This is a genomic window from Parageobacillus sp. VR-IP (assembly GCF_013357975.1).
Lineage (GTDB): Bacteria > Bacillota > Bacilli > Bacillales > Anoxybacillaceae > Saccharococcus > Saccharococcus caldoxylosilyticus.
The window spans coordinates 365,838-381,407 of record NZ_JABVYQ010000001.1 but is presented as its reverse complement, the minus strand read 5'-3'; the positions used below and the strand labels follow the sequence as shown (position 1 = coordinate 381,407).

General features: G+C 43.0%; 19 protein-coding genes and 1 riboswitch. Of the genes, 6 read left to right on the top strand and 13 right to left on the bottom strand.

Going from position 1 to position 15,570, the window contains the following annotated elements; all coding sequences use genetic code 11:
• Positions 1 to 113: 113 nt before the first annotated feature.
• Positions 114 to 971: a glucose PTS transporter transcription antiterminator GlcT gene (gene glcT / locus HT574_RS02045; RefSeq protein ID WP_175243296.1), complete on the bottom strand. Its 858-nt coding sequence runs from the start codon at positions 969 to 971 to the stop codon at positions 114 to 116.
• Positions 972 to 1,149: 178 nt separating this feature from the next.
• On the opposite strand from glcT, the gene HT574_RS02040 reads away from it, so the two are divergent.
• Both HT574_RS02040 and HT574_RS20160 read left to right on the top strand, forming a co-directional pair.
• Positions 1,150 to 1,914 carry an alpha/beta fold hydrolase gene (locus HT574_RS02040; RefSeq protein WP_175243295.1) on the top strand — a complete coding sequence of 255 codons (765 nt, stop codon included), beginning with the start codon at positions 1,150 to 1,152 and terminating at the stop codon, positions 1,912 to 1,914.
• 23 nt (positions 1,915 to 1,937) lie between these two features.
• Positions 1,938 to 2,066: a hypothetical protein gene (locus tag HT574_RS20160; protein WP_256409703.1), complete on the top strand. Its 129-nt coding sequence runs from the start codon at positions 1,938 to 1,940 to the stop codon at positions 2,064 to 2,066.
• Positions 2,067 to 2,110: 44 nt separating this feature from the next.
• Here the strand turns inward: HT574_RS20160 and HT574_RS02035 are convergent, their stop codons facing one another.
• Positions 2,111 to 3,259, bottom strand: coding sequence for a cation:proton antiporter (locus tag HT574_RS02035; protein WP_175243294.1), 1,149 nt, complete (start codon positions 3,257 to 3,259; stop codon positions 2,111 to 2,113).
• A gap of 255 nt (positions 3,260 to 3,514) precedes the next feature.
• Here HT574_RS02035 and HT574_RS02030 point away from each other — a divergent pair, with 255 nt between their 5' ends.
• Positions 3,515 to 4,153, top strand: coding sequence for a nitroreductase family protein (locus HT574_RS02030; protein ID WP_175243293.1), 639 nt, complete (start codon positions 3,515 to 3,517; stop codon positions 4,151 to 4,153).
• Positions 4,154 to 4,199: 46 nt separating this feature from the next.
• On the opposite strand, the gene HT574_RS02025 is transcribed toward HT574_RS02030, so the two are convergent.
• The 4 genes from HT574_RS02025 to HT574_RS02010 all read right to left on the bottom strand — a co-directional run bounded on the left by HT574_RS02025 (position 4,200) and on the right by HT574_RS02010 (position 7,424).
• Complete coding sequence (locus HT574_RS02025; RefSeq protein WP_175243292.1) at positions 4,200 to 5,462, bottom strand: ATP-binding protein; 1,263 nt, start codon at positions 5,460 to 5,462, stop codon at positions 4,200 to 4,202.
• A gap of 112 nt (positions 5,463 to 5,574) precedes the next feature.
• Positions 5,575 to 5,820: a YueH family protein gene (locus tag HT574_RS02020; RefSeq protein WP_042407376.1), complete on the bottom strand. Its 246-nt coding sequence runs from the start codon at positions 5,818 to 5,820 to the stop codon at positions 5,575 to 5,577.
• A gap of 60 nt (positions 5,821 to 5,880) precedes the next feature.
• Positions 5,881 to 6,630, bottom strand: coding sequence for an SDR family NAD(P)-dependent oxidoreductase (locus HT574_RS02015; RefSeq protein WP_175243291.1), 750 nt, complete (start codon positions 6,628 to 6,630; stop codon positions 5,881 to 5,883).
• A gap of 149 nt (positions 6,631 to 6,779) precedes the next feature.
• Complete coding sequence (locus HT574_RS02010) at positions 6,780 to 7,424, bottom strand: hypothetical protein (protein WP_175243290.1); 645 nt, start codon at positions 7,422 to 7,424, stop codon at positions 6,780 to 6,782.
• Positions 7,425 to 7,596: 172 nt separating this feature from the next.
• On the opposite strand from HT574_RS02010, the gene HT574_RS02005 reads away from it, so the two are divergent.
• The 3 genes from HT574_RS02005 (at position 7,597) to HT574_RS01995 (ending at position 8,874) form a co-directional block, all read left to right on the top strand.
• On the top strand, positions 7,597 to 7,791 hold the full coding sequence (locus tag HT574_RS02005) for a hypothetical protein (protein ID WP_017434575.1): 195 nt from the start codon (positions 7,597 to 7,599) through the stop codon (positions 7,789 to 7,791).
• 192 nt (positions 7,792 to 7,983) lie between these two features.
• Positions 7,984 to 8,574, top strand: coding sequence for a cell wall hydrolase (locus tag HT574_RS02000; protein ID WP_175243289.1), 591 nt, complete (start codon positions 7,984 to 7,986; stop codon positions 8,572 to 8,574).
• Between the two features lie 111 nt (positions 8,575 to 8,685).
• The gene (locus tag HT574_RS01995) at positions 8,686 to 8,874 is read left to right on the top strand and encodes a YkvS family protein (RefSeq protein WP_175243765.1); all 189 of its coding nucleotides are present in this window, start codon (positions 8,686 to 8,688) and stop codon (positions 8,872 to 8,874) included.
• Between the two features lie 302 nt (positions 8,875 to 9,176).
• On the opposite strand, the gene queF is transcribed toward HT574_RS01995, so the two are convergent.
• The 7 genes from queF to HT574_RS01960 all read right to left on the bottom strand — a co-directional run bounded on the left by queF (position 9,177) and on the right by HT574_RS01960 (position 15,462).
• Positions 9,177 to 9,674: a preQ(1) synthase gene (gene queF, locus HT574_RS01990; protein WP_175243288.1), complete on the bottom strand. Its 498-nt coding sequence runs from the start codon at positions 9,672 to 9,674 to the stop codon at positions 9,177 to 9,179.
• Positions 9,675 to 9,706: 32 nt separating this feature from the next.
• A complete protein-coding gene (queE, locus tag HT574_RS01985; protein WP_017434570.1) occupies positions 9,707 to 10,438 on the bottom strand; it encodes a 7-carboxy-7-deazaguanine synthase QueE in 732 nt (243 codons plus the stop codon).
• Complete coding sequence (gene queD, locus HT574_RS01980; protein WP_175243287.1) at positions 10,438 to 10,875, bottom strand: 6-carboxytetrahydropterin synthase QueD; 438 nt, start codon at positions 10,873 to 10,875, stop codon at positions 10,438 to 10,440. Before queD ends, queE begins: the two co-directional genes overlap by 1 nt.
• Complete coding sequence (queC, locus tag HT574_RS01975; protein WP_175243286.1) at positions 10,872 to 11,537, bottom strand: 7-cyano-7-deazaguanine synthase QueC; 666 nt, start codon at positions 11,535 to 11,537, stop codon at positions 10,872 to 10,874. Before queC ends, queD begins: the two co-directional genes overlap by 4 nt.
• Before the next feature lie 78 nt (positions 11,538 to 11,615).
• A riboswitch (PreQ1 riboswitch) is annotated at positions 11,616 to 11,661 on the bottom strand.
• 66 nt (positions 11,662 to 11,727) lie between these two features.
• Positions 11,728 to 12,822 (bottom strand): GerAB/ArcD/ProY family transporter, encoded by a 1,095-nt coding sequence (locus HT574_RS01970; RefSeq protein WP_175243285.1) that lies wholly within the window; start codon positions 12,820 to 12,822, stop codon positions 11,728 to 11,730.
• Positions 12,823 to 12,847: 25 nt separating this feature from the next.
• Entirely contained in the window at positions 12,848 to 13,933 is a 1,086-nt protein-coding gene (locus tag HT574_RS01965; RefSeq protein ID WP_175243284.1) for a Ger(x)C family spore germination protein, read from the bottom strand.
• Positions 13,934 to 13,947: 14 nt separating this feature from the next.
• Positions 13,948 to 15,462, bottom strand: a complete 1,515-nt coding sequence (locus HT574_RS01960) for a spore germination protein (protein ID WP_175243283.1) — start codon at positions 15,460 to 15,462, stop codon at positions 13,948 to 13,950.
• Positions 15,463 to 15,570: the final 108 nt, after the last annotated feature.

Sequence of the window (15,570 nt, the reverse complement as noted above, 5' to 3'; positions counted from 1 at the left end):
ACAAAAATAGAACGCTTACAACAAGAGAAATAAATAACCTCTCTTGTTGCCGCCCTACTTTGTCTTCTTTACTCATGCCTGATCGAATCAGTAACACGTAAAGCGAGACAATTTTATTCGATTGTTTCCGCTTCCTTTTTCGACAATCTTTGCAAATGCATCGTTAAATATACGGCTTCTGCGTCGTCTACTGGCATTTGCAACGTTTGTTGCATCACTTTTATTAATTTCCACGCCGTATTATAGCATAGTGGATACGCTTCTTTCAAGATTTTCGACAATTTTTTTGGTTCTTCGACTTTTTCCCCTTTTTTGATCCGTTCAATCGCATAGCGCAAATGACGGACAAACCTCAAATAATGAATGCTGTTGTGATCGATCGTAATATCTAATTGTTGTTCGACAATTTGGACAAGCTTGGCAATCAATTGGGAATGTTGGTTGACTTCAGAAAGGCTTTGCTTGGAAATAGCGCTATGAATATGGAGTGCGATAAATCCAGCTTCCCCTTCCGGTAGCTTTGTCCCTAATTTTTTGTTAATCATCTCAACTACTTCACAGGCAATTTCGTACTCCAACGGATATAAACTTTTCGTTTCCACTAAAAAAGGATTTTTTAAATCGAGCTCTTGTTTCAAGCGCTTTAGTGTGAATGAAATGTGATCGGTCAGCGCAACATGAATATGCTCGTTTAACGGAGCGTTTAGTCGCTGTTTAATGTGCTGGATCACTTCATTCATCAGCCCAATAAATTCTTCATCTAGTTCCGGGAGCAATTTTTTATATTGTTCTTGTTCCCGCTCATTTTTTAAAATGAAACATTTTTCCACCGCGTTTTGTTCAATATAGTCACCTTTTTTCTTTCCAAATCCAATGCCTTTTCCTAGCAATACCACTTCATCATACGCTGGATGTGAAGCGATCAATACGTTATTATTCAGCACTTTTTCGACACAAAACGACTCCGTCACAAAAGTCCACTCCTTTAAAATGAAACGTCTGCAATATTATCATCTTACTCGACTATTATAAATTGTCAATGAACATGCGCTCAAATGAAAAAAATGTTAACGGGAAAGGATGCGCTTTTTGAATAGTATTCGATGCATCTATTCATACTATGAGAGATTAAGAACAGGGGGGATTGGAATGCCTTACATCACCGTAGAGGGAAACGTTCATCTTTACTACGAGGAAACAGGGAGCGGAACGCCTCTTATATTTATACATCCACCCGGAATGGGTCATGTCGTTTTCTGTCGCCAGCAATCTTTAGCCCATCATTTTCGCGTCATTATGTACGATATGCGCGGCAATGGAAAAAGCAGCTCATCGAATCGCCCTATTACCATTCCGCTATTGGCCGATGATTTACGTGTTTTGCTTGATGCGCTCCATATAAAACAGGCGGTGATTTGTGGCTATTCAAACGGTGGTTCGATCGCATTAGAATTTGCGCTGCGCTACTCTGATAAAGTAAAAATGCTCGCTTTAATCGGAGGATTTCCTGAAGTGTGTACTCCACTGCTTCGTTACGAATTTCTGCTTGGCATCTATACAGTAAAACTCGGTGCTATATCTTTACTTGCTAACATACTGGCAAAAGCGCATGGAAGCAATAAAAAGGAAAAACGGGAAATTAAACAATATGTACAGTTAGTCAACAAACGCGATTTAGTAGACATGTATGAAAAAGGGTTAATATATCGCTGCACGAAGCGACTTTCATCGCTGTGCATGCCGCTCCTTCTTATTTACGGCGCCAGCGACTACTATATGCACCCATATGCGAAAATTTTCAAAAAAACCGTTCCCCATGCAAAGGTAGTCTACATTGACAAGGCGCGCCACCAAATTCCGATCAAACACCATTGCGAATTAAATGGAATTTTAAAGACATACTGTATAACGTAATATGGAAAAAAGGAGGAAACACTATGTCTAAAAAAGGGCGGCAAAATAAAATAAGCCAGGAAGTAGCCAATCCGACCGTTTCTAAAGCAGAAGCAGAAATGGAAAAAGATAGCGTTGACACAGCCAAACAGGCGAAAAAAAATCGTTCGTGAAAAAACAAAGGAGGCGTGATTCCCATTCGCCTCCTTCGTTTTTGCTACGCCGCCCGTGTGGAAACTTGCTTTCGCTTGAAAATCGCCTTTAATAACGGAGGGGTAACAATGGTTGTTACAAGCACTACCACGACAAGAACAGCAAACAAATCAGGCGGCAACAGCTTTGTCTCCAATCCGATTCCGGCAATAATTAACGCCACTTCACCACGGGAAACCATTCCGGCCCCAACAGCAAGCGCGCTATTCCAGGAAAATCCAGCCAGTTTTGCTCCCAACGCAGCGCCGACCAGTTTCGTCAATACGGCTAATACGCTTAATCCGAGCAGAAGCCAAATATGCTCAAACACGCCGGAAAATTCGACGGCCACCCCGATGGAAGTAAAAAAGACTGGTACAAAAATGGCATAACCAATCGTTTCGGTCTTTTCAAACACTTCTTTCCTATAATTCGTAAAACTGACAGCTAATCCAGCGATATATGCCCCGATAATCGCCGCCACTCCCGTGACTTCCGCAAAACAGGCAAAAGCAAAGCAGACAATCAAGCCAGCAGAAACAACCGATTCCGTCACACGCAACGGGGCAAACAGCCACAACACAAGCGGAACGACTCTCCATGCCAATAAAATGGCAACGACAAAGAACGCAACCTTTTTCAAAATGATCGCACCAAGATGGACATCGCTGCCGGTCAAACTCATTAAAAATGCAAGCGCAATGATGACGAGAATATCGTCAATGACCGCCGCCCCTAAAATTGCCGAGCCTTCCTTCGATTTCAGCTGATCCATTTCCTTCAATGCCTGCACGGAGATGCTGACGCTTGTCGCTGATAGCAACAGGCCAAGGAATACTGCCTTTTCAGCCGATAACCCCATTCCCGCTCCGGCTGCATATCCCAGGACAAGCGGAACAATGATGCCAAGGACACCGACATATGTCGCAGCTTTTCCTGTCCGCTTAAATTGTTCTACATCTGTTTCTAATCCAGCAATAAACATTAACAAAATAACACCGATTTGACTGATTTCCTTTAAAACTCCCGTATCCTCCACAACCCCTAATACGCTTGGCCCAAGTACGATACCAATCAACAATTTTCCAAGCACAGCTGGCTGTCCGCACCGTACGGCTACATCCCCCGCAAATTTCGAGGCAAATAAAATCGCTGCTAACTGGGCAATTAACATTGCTCACTCTCCTTTTTATTATTTTTGTCTCAATGAAATAAAATACGGTTAGCATGTATAATGGTTTCATCTTAATGAAAAACTGGAAAACGCCTGTTTCGAAATAACATGTTCCTTATGCTCCGCACTATATCCACATTTATGTCGTATCGAGTAAAAAAATTGACAATAGGAAAAGTTAGATATATGTTGATAACAAATCCTTTTTGTTACCAAATTGTTATTTCAACCAGATAGCGAATGGAGGCAGTAAAAATGACCAGCACGGATACTACATCTAAAAAAGATTTTTTTACCGTTATTAACGAACGGAAATCTGTGCGGAAATATGATCCTAACGTTTCCATTAGCAAAGAGGAGCTGCGCGATATCATTGAAACGGCGGGAAAGGCACCGTCAGCATGGAATTTGCAACATTGGCATTTTGTCGTTATTCACGGAAAAACAGCGCAACAGCGCCTATATCCGATCGCGTATCATCAGCAGCAAATTCTTGATGCCTCTGCCGTGATTGCGGTGTTGGGCGATTTAGAAGCGAATCGAAACACAGACGCAGTATATGATCCATTAGTGCAACAAGGACAAATATCAAAGGAGACGAAGGAACGGATTGCTCAACAAATTGAAATGGCATATACCAATAAACAGTATGTTCGCGACGCGGCATTCCAAAACGCTGCGCTTGCCGCCATGCAGCTGATGCTGGCAGCGACGGCAAAAGGATGGGCAACATGCCCGATCGGCGGTTTTGATGTCAACCAATTTAAGCAGGCTTTTCATATTTCCGACCGCTATATTCCAACTATACTTATTACTATTGGCAAAAGCATTGCCCCTGCCCACCATACAACACGGCTGCCAGTTGAGGCCATTACGACATGGGTGGAGCAGTAACGGTATAACCGGATCATCTATCAAAAAAGATGACCCGCTTTGCGGGTCATCTTTTTTGATAAGCTGGAAAAGCTAAATGAACCGTTGTGCCTTTGCCGATTTCACTTTTGATTTCCAATTTCCCTTTATGTTCCTGGGCAATTTTCATGCTGGTGGTGAGTCCAAGCCCTACCCCTTTTTCTTTTAGCGTAAAAAACGGTTCGCCAATTTTTTCCAGCCGCTCTTTCGAAATGCCGACACCAGTATCAGAAACGGTGATATGAATGACTTCCTCTTCCTCCCATACGCGTAAACGAATATCTCCTCCATTTGGCATCGCTTCAATCGCATTTTTTATGATATTGATAAACACTTGGATAATTTGATTCTGATCACCATACATGCACGCTTTTGGCGCATTGTTATGCACGGAAATAGAAACGTTGTTCAATGTAGCCTCGTACCCGATTAAATTAATGACATATCCAATCACATCGCTAAGAAAAAACGGCTTATAGTCATGGCTTTGCGGCTTGGCTAACACTAGCAGCTCGCTGACAATTTGATTAATCCGTTCCAGCTCGCTCGATATAATATCCATGTAGACGTCGTTTACTTTCCGAGTTTCTCGCATCACTTGAATGAATCCTTTCATCGAGGTCAACGGGTTGCGGATTTCATGGGCGATTCCCGCGGCAAGTTCTCCTAATACAGACAGCTTTTCTTTTTTTAATAACAACGATTCTGCTAACTTTTGCTGCGTAATATCACGGCCGATCGTCAACAGTCCTTTTCTGGCTCCGTTTTCTTCAAAAAGCGGCACTTTGATGACATCGAATGTTTTGATCTCACAGTCAACGGTTTGGAACGACTCCTCACAGCGGGTCAGCTTTCCTTTTTCCCACGCTTCTTGATCTGATTCGATGCATTGTTCAAACGCCTCTTTAAAGAACGGCACCATCTCGCCAAGTTCCCGGTCCGTTTTTCCTTCATACTCCACGTTTTCTAGGCAGTAAAGCCGCCGCCCAAAATCGTTGACGCGCAGCCATCGCCCTTCGCTATCTTTAAAACAAACAAAGTCAGGCATCGAGTTAATCAACGTGGAAAGCTGCTGTTCATTTTCCACCACTTTTTCTAGCTGTTCACTCTTTTTTAGCATATGATAAAGAAAAATAATAGAAAGGAGAACAAAAACAGCTCCTTTAGCCATGCCAATGATGACATACAAATCATGACTAATATGGGAGAAATGAAGAATTCCATCCGTTACAATCAACCAGCAAATGCTAAATAGTGAATAACCTGTAATAACTTTTGATTTTGCGGACACCGTATCATCGAACTCCTACTTGCAAAATGGTAATCAATGTTAGAATAGGGAAAAAGCAGCGAAGCTAAAAATCGCCCCACTGCTTGTCCATCTCTCGCGTCTTTTGCTGTGTTTACATTTCATGCACCCAATATAGCAATTTATTGACAAGCATCTCGAGCTGTTCTTGTGCAACTACCCTTTTTAATGAAGAAGCTAAACGCTCTCTTAATGTTTCCGGTTCTTCTTCGTAACGAAGGAAAAAGGACCATTCCAGATCAGGGATCGCCACCACCATGTATTCTTCTTTTTTATTTTCATAAATGTAAACTTTAGCCGGTGTTTGCTCGTCCGATATGATTGCTTTTCGAATTTTCATTGTGATCCCCCATCCTTTGCAGCATCTTATATTTTCTATATTTTAACAAATGAATGCCGCCTACTCAACATATATCATTTTCCGCGTCATCCCGCCGTCAATGACGATATTTGTCCCAGTAATAAAATCGTTTTCATCATGGCATAAATAAAGACAAGCGCGTGCAATATCTTCCGGCTTGCCGACACGCCCGGCCGGATGCTGCGCATGATCTATTTCTCGCAACTTCCCATAATCCCCTGTTTCAATCCATCCTGGACTGATCGCATTTACGCGGATATAATCGCCGGCAAACGAAACGGCTAAAGCATGGGTTAGCGATAAAATTCCGCCTTTCGAAGCAGCATATGCTTCCGAATTCGGTTCAGACATGAGCGCCCTTGTAGACGCAATGTTAACAATCGCTCCGCCGTTTGCGTTTTTTCGCATATATTTTGCCGCCTCACGCGAGGCAAAAAAGACGCTGCGCAAATTAGTGTGAAGCACATCCTCCCATTCTTCCACCGTCAGCTCATATGGAGATTTCCATCTTGATACACCGGCATTATTAATTAAATAATGCAAGCATCCATACGTTTCAAACGCTACTTTCATAAGACGTTCAATTTCGTTCACTTTTCGAACATCTGTTGGAACAAAAAGGGCTTCCCGCCCTTTTTCCCGCAGCGCTAACGCAAGCTGTTCTCCTTTTTCTTCCGCAATATCAGCGATGACAACCTTCGCTCCTTTTTCGGCAAACATAATGGCGATCGCTTTTCCAATTCCATTCGCCCCACCGGTTACGATGGCAACTTTTCCGGAAAAATTCACTGCTCCTCAACCTCTTCTTTCTTTATTTTAACTAGTCAAGGACTGCTGCATGAATGCGCTATTCCATCCTCAAACAATTAGTATATCATCTGTACGGTAAAAATTCATTTCACAAAAAAGACCGCAGCAGTGCGGTCTTTTTATAAAGGTTAGCGGTACGGCATATATGAAACTGGGAAAAACGGACTGTACGGCGCCATCCCTCCATAGTAGGAAGTCGGGCCATAATACGGCATTGCCCCATACGGCACCATTGGACCGTACATAGGAAACGAAGCAGCCGGAGCCATTCCTGTTGTCGGAAACATTGGTGCCGGCGCTGGAGCAGCAGGGCTTGCCATCCCACTAACTGTTCCCGGCATTTGTCCTGTATACGGGACAGCCATTTCTCCATCCTGCATCGGTGCGGAAATATGGTCATCGCTGATCGGTGCAGCAGCCATATTTGGCATCGCTTGAGGAGCCATGTCAGAACTCATGTCAGAACTATCGATATCGCCATGCATAACGTGCGGAATGCCTCCTGCGACTGGATGGCACCAATGGATCGGCGGACAGCAATACATCGGCATCACTGGATAAAAGGCGGTTGGCATCGGTGTCGGTGGTGGGGCGATGTTGGAAGCAACCGGCATCGGTGCCATCGGCGGGATATTGTTGGAAGCAATCGGCATTTGTTCCGGCGGTGGGAAATTGTTGTCTACTCTCTCCATTTCATCATCTATTTTTTGTTCTCCATCATAGCCTTGTTCAGAAAAAAATGGATCATTCATATACGAATCCCAGTTATTCATATTCCTCTCCCCTTCATTTTTCTTCAGGTATGCCTATGATACATACCCATCCATATTGTATGTGAGAACAAACAAAGGGTGTTTACCTAAACAAAAATGGGTATTTATCCTAAATCGTTATTGCGCTATGATAATGTCTGTCATCACATTCATCGATTGAGGTGGGCAAACGATGGATGAAGCATTAGCAGCTAAGCTTCTTGATGAATTGCGTCACGGGAAGATTTCGGAGCTGCTAGTAAAAAAAGAAGATTTTCTTACCTTTCGCAACGTTCTTGTAAGGCAAAGCGACTTTAAACATTTCCGCGGCATTGCCCAGCGGGGGGGAGACGTTATTTATCACTATCTTCAAACCCCACGAAGCTAACTGTTCATCCATTTCCAATGAATGCCGATTTCCTTATGTGGAAATCGGCTTTTTTTCGTGACGGAGAAATTTCCAGCATGTCTATCAAACTAGTAATATCAATGGATGACGCGATTTTCCAACATTTAGATAATGATAGAATCAAAAATCCTTGTTACTCTAGTAACGAACTCACAAGAAGGAGGGAATTTTATGAAAAAGATAAGGAAATGGATATTAGCTCCTGTTCTCTGCGGCGCCTTTCTATTTGGAGGCCATGCGGATGCAGCGACTACACATACAGTAAAACCAGGGGAAACGCTCTGGAAGATTGCCAAACAACATGGGGTTCCACTAAAACAGTTGCAAAAGCAGAATAATAAGTATACTGATTTGCTATTCCCTGGCGAAAAGCTAGTTATTCCGAATTCCACCATTTCTACGAGTGAAAAAGATTTATTGGCCCGCCTTGTTCACGCTGAGGCGAAAGGAGAGCCGTATGCAGGAAAGGTTGCTGTAGCAACCGTTGTGTTAAACCGTGTCGACCATCCGGATTTTCCGGATACGATTCGTGCTGTCATTTATGAGCGCTCTGGCGGCCATTATGCATTCACGCCGGTCCAAAATGGAACGATTAATGAACCAGCCGACCGTGAATCATATCGCGCCGTTGAAGAAGCCCTTGCTTTTCGCGGTTTAGGAAATGGTTCCTTGTACTTTTATAATCCAAAAACGGCGAAAAGCAAATGGGTAAGCTCAAGACAAGTCACTGTTGTAATTGGAAACCACGTATTTGCCAAATAAGAAAGGAGCTTTTTTGCGAGCTCCTTTCTTTTTTCATAAAAAACTTTACTTAAACAAGAAAATAAGGCAAACTATAACAAAAGAAAAAATATGAAAAGGAGAATATGGATGATGAAAAAAGCGAAAATTGGCGATATTATCGAGTTTAAAAACGGATTGCGCGGGATTGTGGAAAAGGTAAATGAAAACTCTGTCATCGTGGATCTAACGTACATGAAAAATTATCGGGAATTAGATTTGCAAGAACGAACTGTCGTCAATCATAAGAATTACAAAATTATTGAAGAGGCTGCTTTCTAAAACAGCCTCTTTTCGCTTTTAGTTAAAAAATACAAGCTAACTGATCTGATTCATATATATGCGTACCGGCTTGGCAAGAAATCGCGCTGTAAAACATCGCGAGAGCAAGCCGTTTGGCATTGACCTGCTTATATTTTTTCCATTTCCCGGGCTTGCCCCAAGCAATTAAAGCCGTCCTGCGCTCCAAAGCCAATACCTCTAACCAAAAACTTCAATGTTCATTATATATAACTTTGGCCAAAAAGACTACTATTTTTTTCTTGCACAAATTGGCATAACGCTTTATGAATGGAAAATGCCGATCAACGGTTATCGACTTTTTCCGGATACAAATCGTGGTTCATTAAGCGATATTCTGCCATTTTCTCATACTTTGTTCCAGGACGGCCCCAGTTGCAATACGGATCGATCGAAATGCCGCCGCGCGGCGTGAATTTCCCCCACACTTCAATATAGCGCGGCTCCATCACTTTAATTAAATCGTTCATAATAATATTGACGCAGTCTTCATGGAAATCGCCATGATTGCGGAAGCTGAATAAATACAGTTTCAAAGATTTGCTTTCGACGCATTTTTTATCGGGAATATAGCTAATGTAAATCGTCGCGAAGTCCGGTTGTCCGGTTTTTGGACATAGAGATGTGAACTCCGGACAATTGAACTTCACGAAATAATCACGGTCAGGGTGTTTATTTTCGAATACTTCTAACACCTCTGGGCTGTATTCGAATAAATATTTCGTGCCTTGGTTGCCTAATAGCGTAAGATCCTTTAATTCTTCCTCTTTTCTGCCTGACATCGTTTTTCCCCTTTCCTCATCGTTCTTTGAATTTACACGCCACGTTTGTTTCCCCACAGGAGGGTGTGCAACTGCGGCAAGACGCGCACGTCATTCAGTTCGTTCGACTGCGCCACTTTTTCCACGAGCCACTCCAGCCTTGCCAAAAGCTGTGTGCGTAGCGCGGCATCGTCCGCTTCTGCTGTATCGGCATTTCCGACTTGCAAATAAAACGGGATGCCCGGATAGCGCCGGTGCACCCTTTTCGCATAGTCGAAATCGATGTCATCGAACACGACGACCTTTAAGCTCATATGAGACGCCCGTCCCGCGTCCGCCAACTTTTTCACGATGTGATCGAGCATGGCAAAATCAGTATCCATGCCTGAACTTGGCGGTTTTGGCGAAATGGTTACCTCATCGATATGGTACAGCCAGTCCTGCCAACGGCTTCCTTGCGTTTCGACGGCAAGACGAATCCCTTTCTTTTTTAAAAGCAAAACGAGTTCTTCTAGCGCTGAAATAAGAACAGGATTTCCTCCCGAGATGGTCACATGGCTGAAGCGGTCACCGCCAAGTTCATACAGCCGTTCCCAAATTTGCTCCGCCGTCATTGGCCGAATTTCCTCTTTTGCCGACCCGTCCCATGTAAAAGCGGAATCGCACCAGCGGCAGCGGTAATCGCAGCCGGCGGTGCGGACGAACATCGTTTTTTGCCCGATCACCATCCCTTCGCCTTGGATCGTCGGTCCAAAAATTTCAAGCACGGGAATCGTTTTCGCCATTATTGTTCCCCCGCTTTTGGCCGATACACAACATAGCTTGTCGGCGTTTCCCTCACGAACACTTGCAAACACGTTGGTTTATTCGGCAGTGTATCAAGATACGCTTGCACCGTTTCATATATTTTGCGGGCGATGACCTCGCTTGTCGGAAAATCGTTGCTGTTTTTATCATTGAACCAATCTTGGTGTTCATTCATTAACGAATGATCCAGTTTCCCATGAATAAGCTTTTTCAACTCTTGAAAATTTACTAAAAACCCCGCATCATCGAGTTCGTCGCCTGCCACCGTAATGTTCACGGTGTATATATGGCCATGCATGTTTGCGCATTTTCCCGCTTTCTCATGAGGAATAAAATGAGCGGCAGCAATATGCATATCTTTATTCAATTCGTATCGGTAATTGTGAAATACTTGCGGATAAAGTTGATGTATCATAATTGAGTTATCCCTTCCTTTTCTTTCATATACTCTTCAAGCCCTCGTCTTCGCAACACGCAAGCTGGACATTCCCCGCAGCCGTCAGCGATGATCCCGTTATAACAAGTTAACGTTTTTGTTCGCACAAATTCAAACGCGCCAAGCTCATCGGCGAGCTTCCACGTCTGCGCTTTCGTCAGCCACATTAATGGCGTATGGATGACAAATTGGTAATCCATCGCTAAATTCAATGTTACGTTTAATGATTTAATAAATATATCGCGGCAATCTGGATAGCCGCTGAAATCCGTTTCACATACGCCTGTGACAAGATGGCGCGCATCTTTTTGCTTTGCGAGCACCGCGGCAAACGACAAAAACAATAAATTTCGCCCATCGACGAACGTCGACGGCAATTGCCCCTCCTTTTGTTCAATGGCGATCTCGCTTCTTGTCAAGGCGTTTGGCGCTAATTGATTCAATAGCGACATATCGAGCACCGTGTGAGGAACATGAAGCTCCTTGGCAATCGCAGACGCCACTTCAATCTCCAAGCGATGGCGCTGTCCGTAATCAAACGTCACCGCTTCAACTTCCGCAAATTGCTTTAGCGCCCAAAATAAACATGTCGTGCTATCCTGGCCGCCGCTAAAGACGACTACCGCTTTTTCCATTTTCATTTTTCTTTGCACTCCCTTCCGCTTTTTCCAGAAGAAGAGGCATTCTAAAACAAAAAGACTATACCCCCAAGGATATAGCCATCCCTAGTTTTTTATAGAGGGTTGTTCTAGAAACCTCTCCCGTACGTTCGTACGGATTTTTTCTTCTGTTTTCCCTCTTAACTATACCACATTTAGCTTTTTGGTTGCATTATTTTTTTATTTTATTGGCTGCCGTCACATATATATATAAAGCAGGAATATAGAAAACGACGATATACAGGCCGATCGTAGAGATCCATTTGTTTAACCGTTCGATTTGTTCTTTTTCTTCGAACCACAGCGTCCCAATAAATAATAATAACAAAACCATAGGAACAAAACGGCGCTGCTTGATGGAAAACAATTTTTTCGCAATGCGCGAAGCCGACCATACCGCGATGCAAATAATCGGAAATACCACCAACACATAAACGGAAATGATAATGTATTCCATCCTTTCAATAAACGGTACTTCCGGAATTTTCGCCAGTGTTAATGTAGGCCAAGTGATATGCTGGATTTGTTCCTCATTATAAAAAGTAATCGCGATCAGCATCACACTTAAATAGAGAAGAGTCGTAAACGCATTGCCCCATTGCGCCCATTTACGCGACTTTTCCGGCTGTTTGATAAACGGGTAATATACAAGCAGCATTTCCATTCCCAAATATTGCAGTGACATTGCTTTCGCGCCCGAAAAAATTTCACTGATAGAATGATCAAATATCGGCAGCAAATTGCGATAATGGGCGTATTCAAGCGGGAAAAACAACATTGGGAAAATGGTGAGCAACGGAATCACAACGCTCCAAAAACATAACCCCGTGACAACGCGAAATCCTCCTAATACGGCGTAATAAGTCAGCACTAAAAAAATAAGGCTGAACTGCCATGCCCCCATCAGGGGAAACATCCAAATTTTGATAATCTCAATATAGGTTTGCAATACCGTAAACGCCAATAAAGAAAAATAAACAAGCAAAGCGAAACTAAAGACAAAGCCGGCCCATTTGCCGAAATAGCGTTGGTGTATAGAAACGATATCTTCAGCGTTAGGGGAATGAGCGAAAAGTTTATACATGACCCAAATTAATAAATGGGCAATGATTCCTGTTAGGATAACAGCTATCCATGCATCGTGTCCCGCCTCTTTCATCACCAAGCGTTGAAAACTGAGCATTCCAATTCCTACTTGAGTGCCACTGATGAGAAAAAACACCAAAAAGGGCGAGACAAGAAATCGTTCTTTCGTCGCCTGGCTCATATAAATACCTCCCTATCCGCTCGTGTCACTCACCGATCCCTGTTTGTATAATGTCGACAGTTACATGTGGTTTGATTTCTAAATCTTTATATTCACGATAAAACTCGACTGCATTCCAATTTCTTGTTTCGCTGCGAACAAATTCGCCAATGCCAAGCGGATCAATCTCTTTTTCTTGAAAATAACGGAGCAGGCGGCGAATATCGTGCTCCATTTCGTCTTCCATCTTCTTTTTCACCATAGAAAAAATCCTTTTATGCGGTACATCTAGCCAAGATGGATAATCTCTGACAGAAGCGTGAATATGGACAAAAATATGCAGAACATGGCGGTGGCCTTTCCTTTTCCACTCATATTTGGATGTCGCAAATAAATTTTGCAGCATCACCCGGTCTTCGCCTTGTTTTCCCCGATTCCCTACTTTTAACTGATATACTCCATTTTTTGTTTCATTTAATAAAATTTTTACCAAAAAAGAATCACGCAAACTCACTTTTCCCACATATTTCCCATCTTTAAACAACGCAAGCCCTTCTAGTTTTACAAAATTCCCCTTTTTCTCAAAATAAGGCAAAAACGGATCGCTTCCTTTTGAAAAATAGTTGTATAAAAACAAATGTAAATTCGTTTTTGGCAAATTCATCGAACTGGCATTTTGTTCGACTAGATTAGGCAAGTAGAGAGTATCGCTTAAAGTAGTGTTCGTCGTAATATCCAATAGCTCACGTGCGCTTCCTGCTGATACGCCTAACAGCAAATGGCTTCCTACCTTATTGTTGCGGGCCAAACTATGGGCGATTTGCGTAATTCCCCGTTTCGCAAATTCTTTGCCAAACAAAATTAGGCGAAGCTGCCCTTCCTCAATCGGCAATGCCGACTTGGAAGAAAGGCGGGGAATTAAATCATAAACGGTTGGCGAAGACGTCGTTAATAAATTTGGCTTCGTCATCGGCCCTTGTTTAAACGTCGGGTATACCGCCGTTCCCACATATTTTCCGTCATGAAAGTCATAGCCCATTTCTTGAATAATTTGAACTTCATCAATAACGCGCGAGCTTTTGCAGCCGGCAAGCAAGAGCAGCGATGCGGCAATGACCAAAGGCAGCCTCATATTTGACCCCTTTCTTACTCATCGATATCGTCCTTTTGTTTCGCTTTCAACGGATTATAACGGAACAAAGCAAGCGGGCGAAGAAACGTCGGTCGCTCTGCTGTTTGGCTGTATGAGGAACGAATAATACTATCTTTGAAATTGCGAACGCGCAGCGGATAAAACGGAACTAAATATGGATTGCCAAATGATTGAAGCCTTCCTAAATGAATTAATAAGAAACAAACGGCGAAAATAATCCCGACTCCACCCCAAAGCGCCGCAAATAAAATAATTGGAAAGCGGATGAAGCGGATTGTATTAGACATTTTAAAAATCGGCGTCGTAAAGGAAGCTAAAGCGGCGAGTGAAACGATAATAAGCATGATGGTGCTTGTCAACCCCGCTTCCACTGAAGCTTGTCCGATAACAATACCGCCGACAATCCCGAGCGTTTGCGCTACTTTTGTCGGCAGACGCGCCCCTGCTTCACGAAGCAGCTCGATGGTGATTTCTAAAAATAATACTTCCAATATCGGCGGAAACGGCACGTTAGAACGGGAAAAGATAATCGGCCCAAGCAAATCTTTCGGAATCATTTCATAGTGATACGTTAATACCGCAATATAAACCGGCGAGGCCAGCACAGAAAACATAACGCCAAAAAAACGGATCAGCCGGAAAAAGGAGCCAAGCACCCACGGCAAATAATAATCTTCCGGCGAGGTAAAAAAATCGAAAAAAGTCGACGGGCCGATGACAACATACGGCGAGCCGTCGCAAAGAATAACAACTTGACCAGATGCGAGCGCATAAATGGCACGGTCAACCCGTTCCGTTGAGATAAAAAGCGGAAACGGAGAATTCGAGTTATCGGAAAGTATTTGATCAATAAGGGAATTGTCAAAAATGATGTCAAAATTGATATTTTCGAGCCGCTGGATCACGGTTTCAATCGTCTGCTTATTCGTAATGCCATCGATATACGCGACGACAACTTTCGTTTTTGACATCGTACCAAGCAGCATTTCCCGAAACACTAAATTTGGGGTTGCAATTTGCCTTCTGATTAAATGCAAGTTAGTCCCAACGTTTTCGACAAATCCAACTTTCGGGCCGACGACACTAAATTCATTTTCTGAATCATTGTTCGGCCGCAACCCTAAATTTTCATTCGCTACATTAATGAGTGCGACACGGTTATCTGTCTTTTGAAACTGAACAGCCACAAACCCTTTTAATATTTTTTCTTCGATCATCTGCACATCGTTCGTTACTTCAATTCGCTGAATTGGAATGATTTTTTGCAAATCCTCGAGCGTAATAGTTGGATGCTTCGGCACGTCATTTTGCAGATGGCAGAGAATGTGTTGCTGCAGCACCTTCGGATCCACTAGCGAATCAAAATAGTAAATGGCAAGCAAATGTCCGTTTACGTCAAACTCGACTGTTACGAAATCACTAGATTGCCGCAGCTTATTCAATAATTGCTGCAGTGTTTTTTCCTCACCGTTTGTCTTCGTTTCTTTAAAAAAGGAAAAAATGGACATAACGATCCCCTCGTACTTGCCGTTTAAGAGATAGTCTTCCAATCGGACTTGTGTTTTATTCGCTTCATATATATCTAAATATTCTGGATGTATTGAAAGAAACAGATA

What these genes read in the sequence shown, in the direction of transcription:
- HT574_RS02040 (WP_175243295.1), top strand. Translation starts at nt 1,150, where the DNA reads ATGCCTTACATCACCGTAGAGGGAAACGTTCATCTTTACTACGAGGAA.
- HT574_RS20160 (WP_256409703.1), top strand. Translation starts at nt 1,938, where the DNA reads ATGTCTAAAAAAGGGCGGCAAAATAAAATAAGCCAGGAAGTAGCCAAT.
- HT574_RS02035 (WP_175243294.1), bottom strand. Translation starts at nt 3,259, where the DNA reads ATGTTAATTGCCCAGTTAGCAGCGATTTTATTTGCCTCGAAATTTGCG.
- HT574_RS02030 (WP_175243293.1), top strand. Translation starts at nt 3,515, where the DNA reads ATGACCAGCACGGATACTACATCTAAAAAAGATTTTTTTACCGTTATT.
- HT574_RS02020 (WP_042407376.1), bottom strand. Translation starts at nt 5,820, where the DNA reads ATGAAAATTCGAAAAGCAATCATATCGGACGAGCAAACACCGGCTAAA.
- HT574_RS02010 (WP_175243290.1), bottom strand. Translation starts at nt 7,424, where the DNA reads ATGAATAACTGGGATTCGTATATGAATGATCCATTTTTTTCTGAACAA.
- HT574_RS02005 (WP_017434575.1), top strand. Translation starts at nt 7,597, where the DNA reads ATGGATGAAGCATTAGCAGCTAAGCTTCTTGATGAATTGCGTCACGGG.
- HT574_RS02000 (WP_175243289.1), top strand. Translation starts at nt 7,984, where the DNA reads ATGAAAAAGATAAGGAAATGGATATTAGCTCCTGTTCTCTGCGGCGCC.
- HT574_RS01995 (WP_175243765.1), top strand. Translation starts at nt 8,686, where the DNA reads ATGAAAAAAGCGAAAATTGGCGATATTATCGAGTTTAAAAACGGATTG.
- queF (WP_175243288.1), bottom strand. Translation starts at nt 9,674, where the DNA reads ATGTCAGGCAGAAAAGAGGAAGAATTAAAGGATCTTACGCTATTAGGC.
- queE (WP_017434570.1), bottom strand. Translation starts at nt 10,438, where the DNA reads ATGGCGAAAACGATTCCCGTGCTTGAAATTTTTGGACCGACGATCCAA.
- queD (WP_175243287.1), bottom strand. Translation starts at nt 10,875, where the DNA reads ATGATACATCAACTTTATCCGCAAGTATTTCACAATTACCGATACGAA.
- queC (WP_175243286.1), bottom strand. Translation starts at nt 11,537, where the DNA reads ATGAAAATGGAAAAAGCGGTAGTCGTCTTTAGCGGCGGCCAGGATAGC.
- HT574_RS01970 (WP_175243285.1), bottom strand. Translation starts at nt 12,822, where the DNA reads ATGAGCCAGGCGACGAAAGAACGATTTCTTGTCTCGCCCTTTTTGGTG.
- HT574_RS01965 (WP_175243284.1), bottom strand. Translation starts at nt 13,933, where the DNA reads ATGAGGCTGCCTTTGGTCATTGCCGCATCGCTGCTCTTGCTTGCCGGC.
- HT574_RS01960 (WP_175243283.1), bottom strand. Translation starts at nt 15,462, where the DNA reads ATGTCCATTTTTTCCTTTTTTAAAGAAACGAAGACAAACGGTGAGGAA.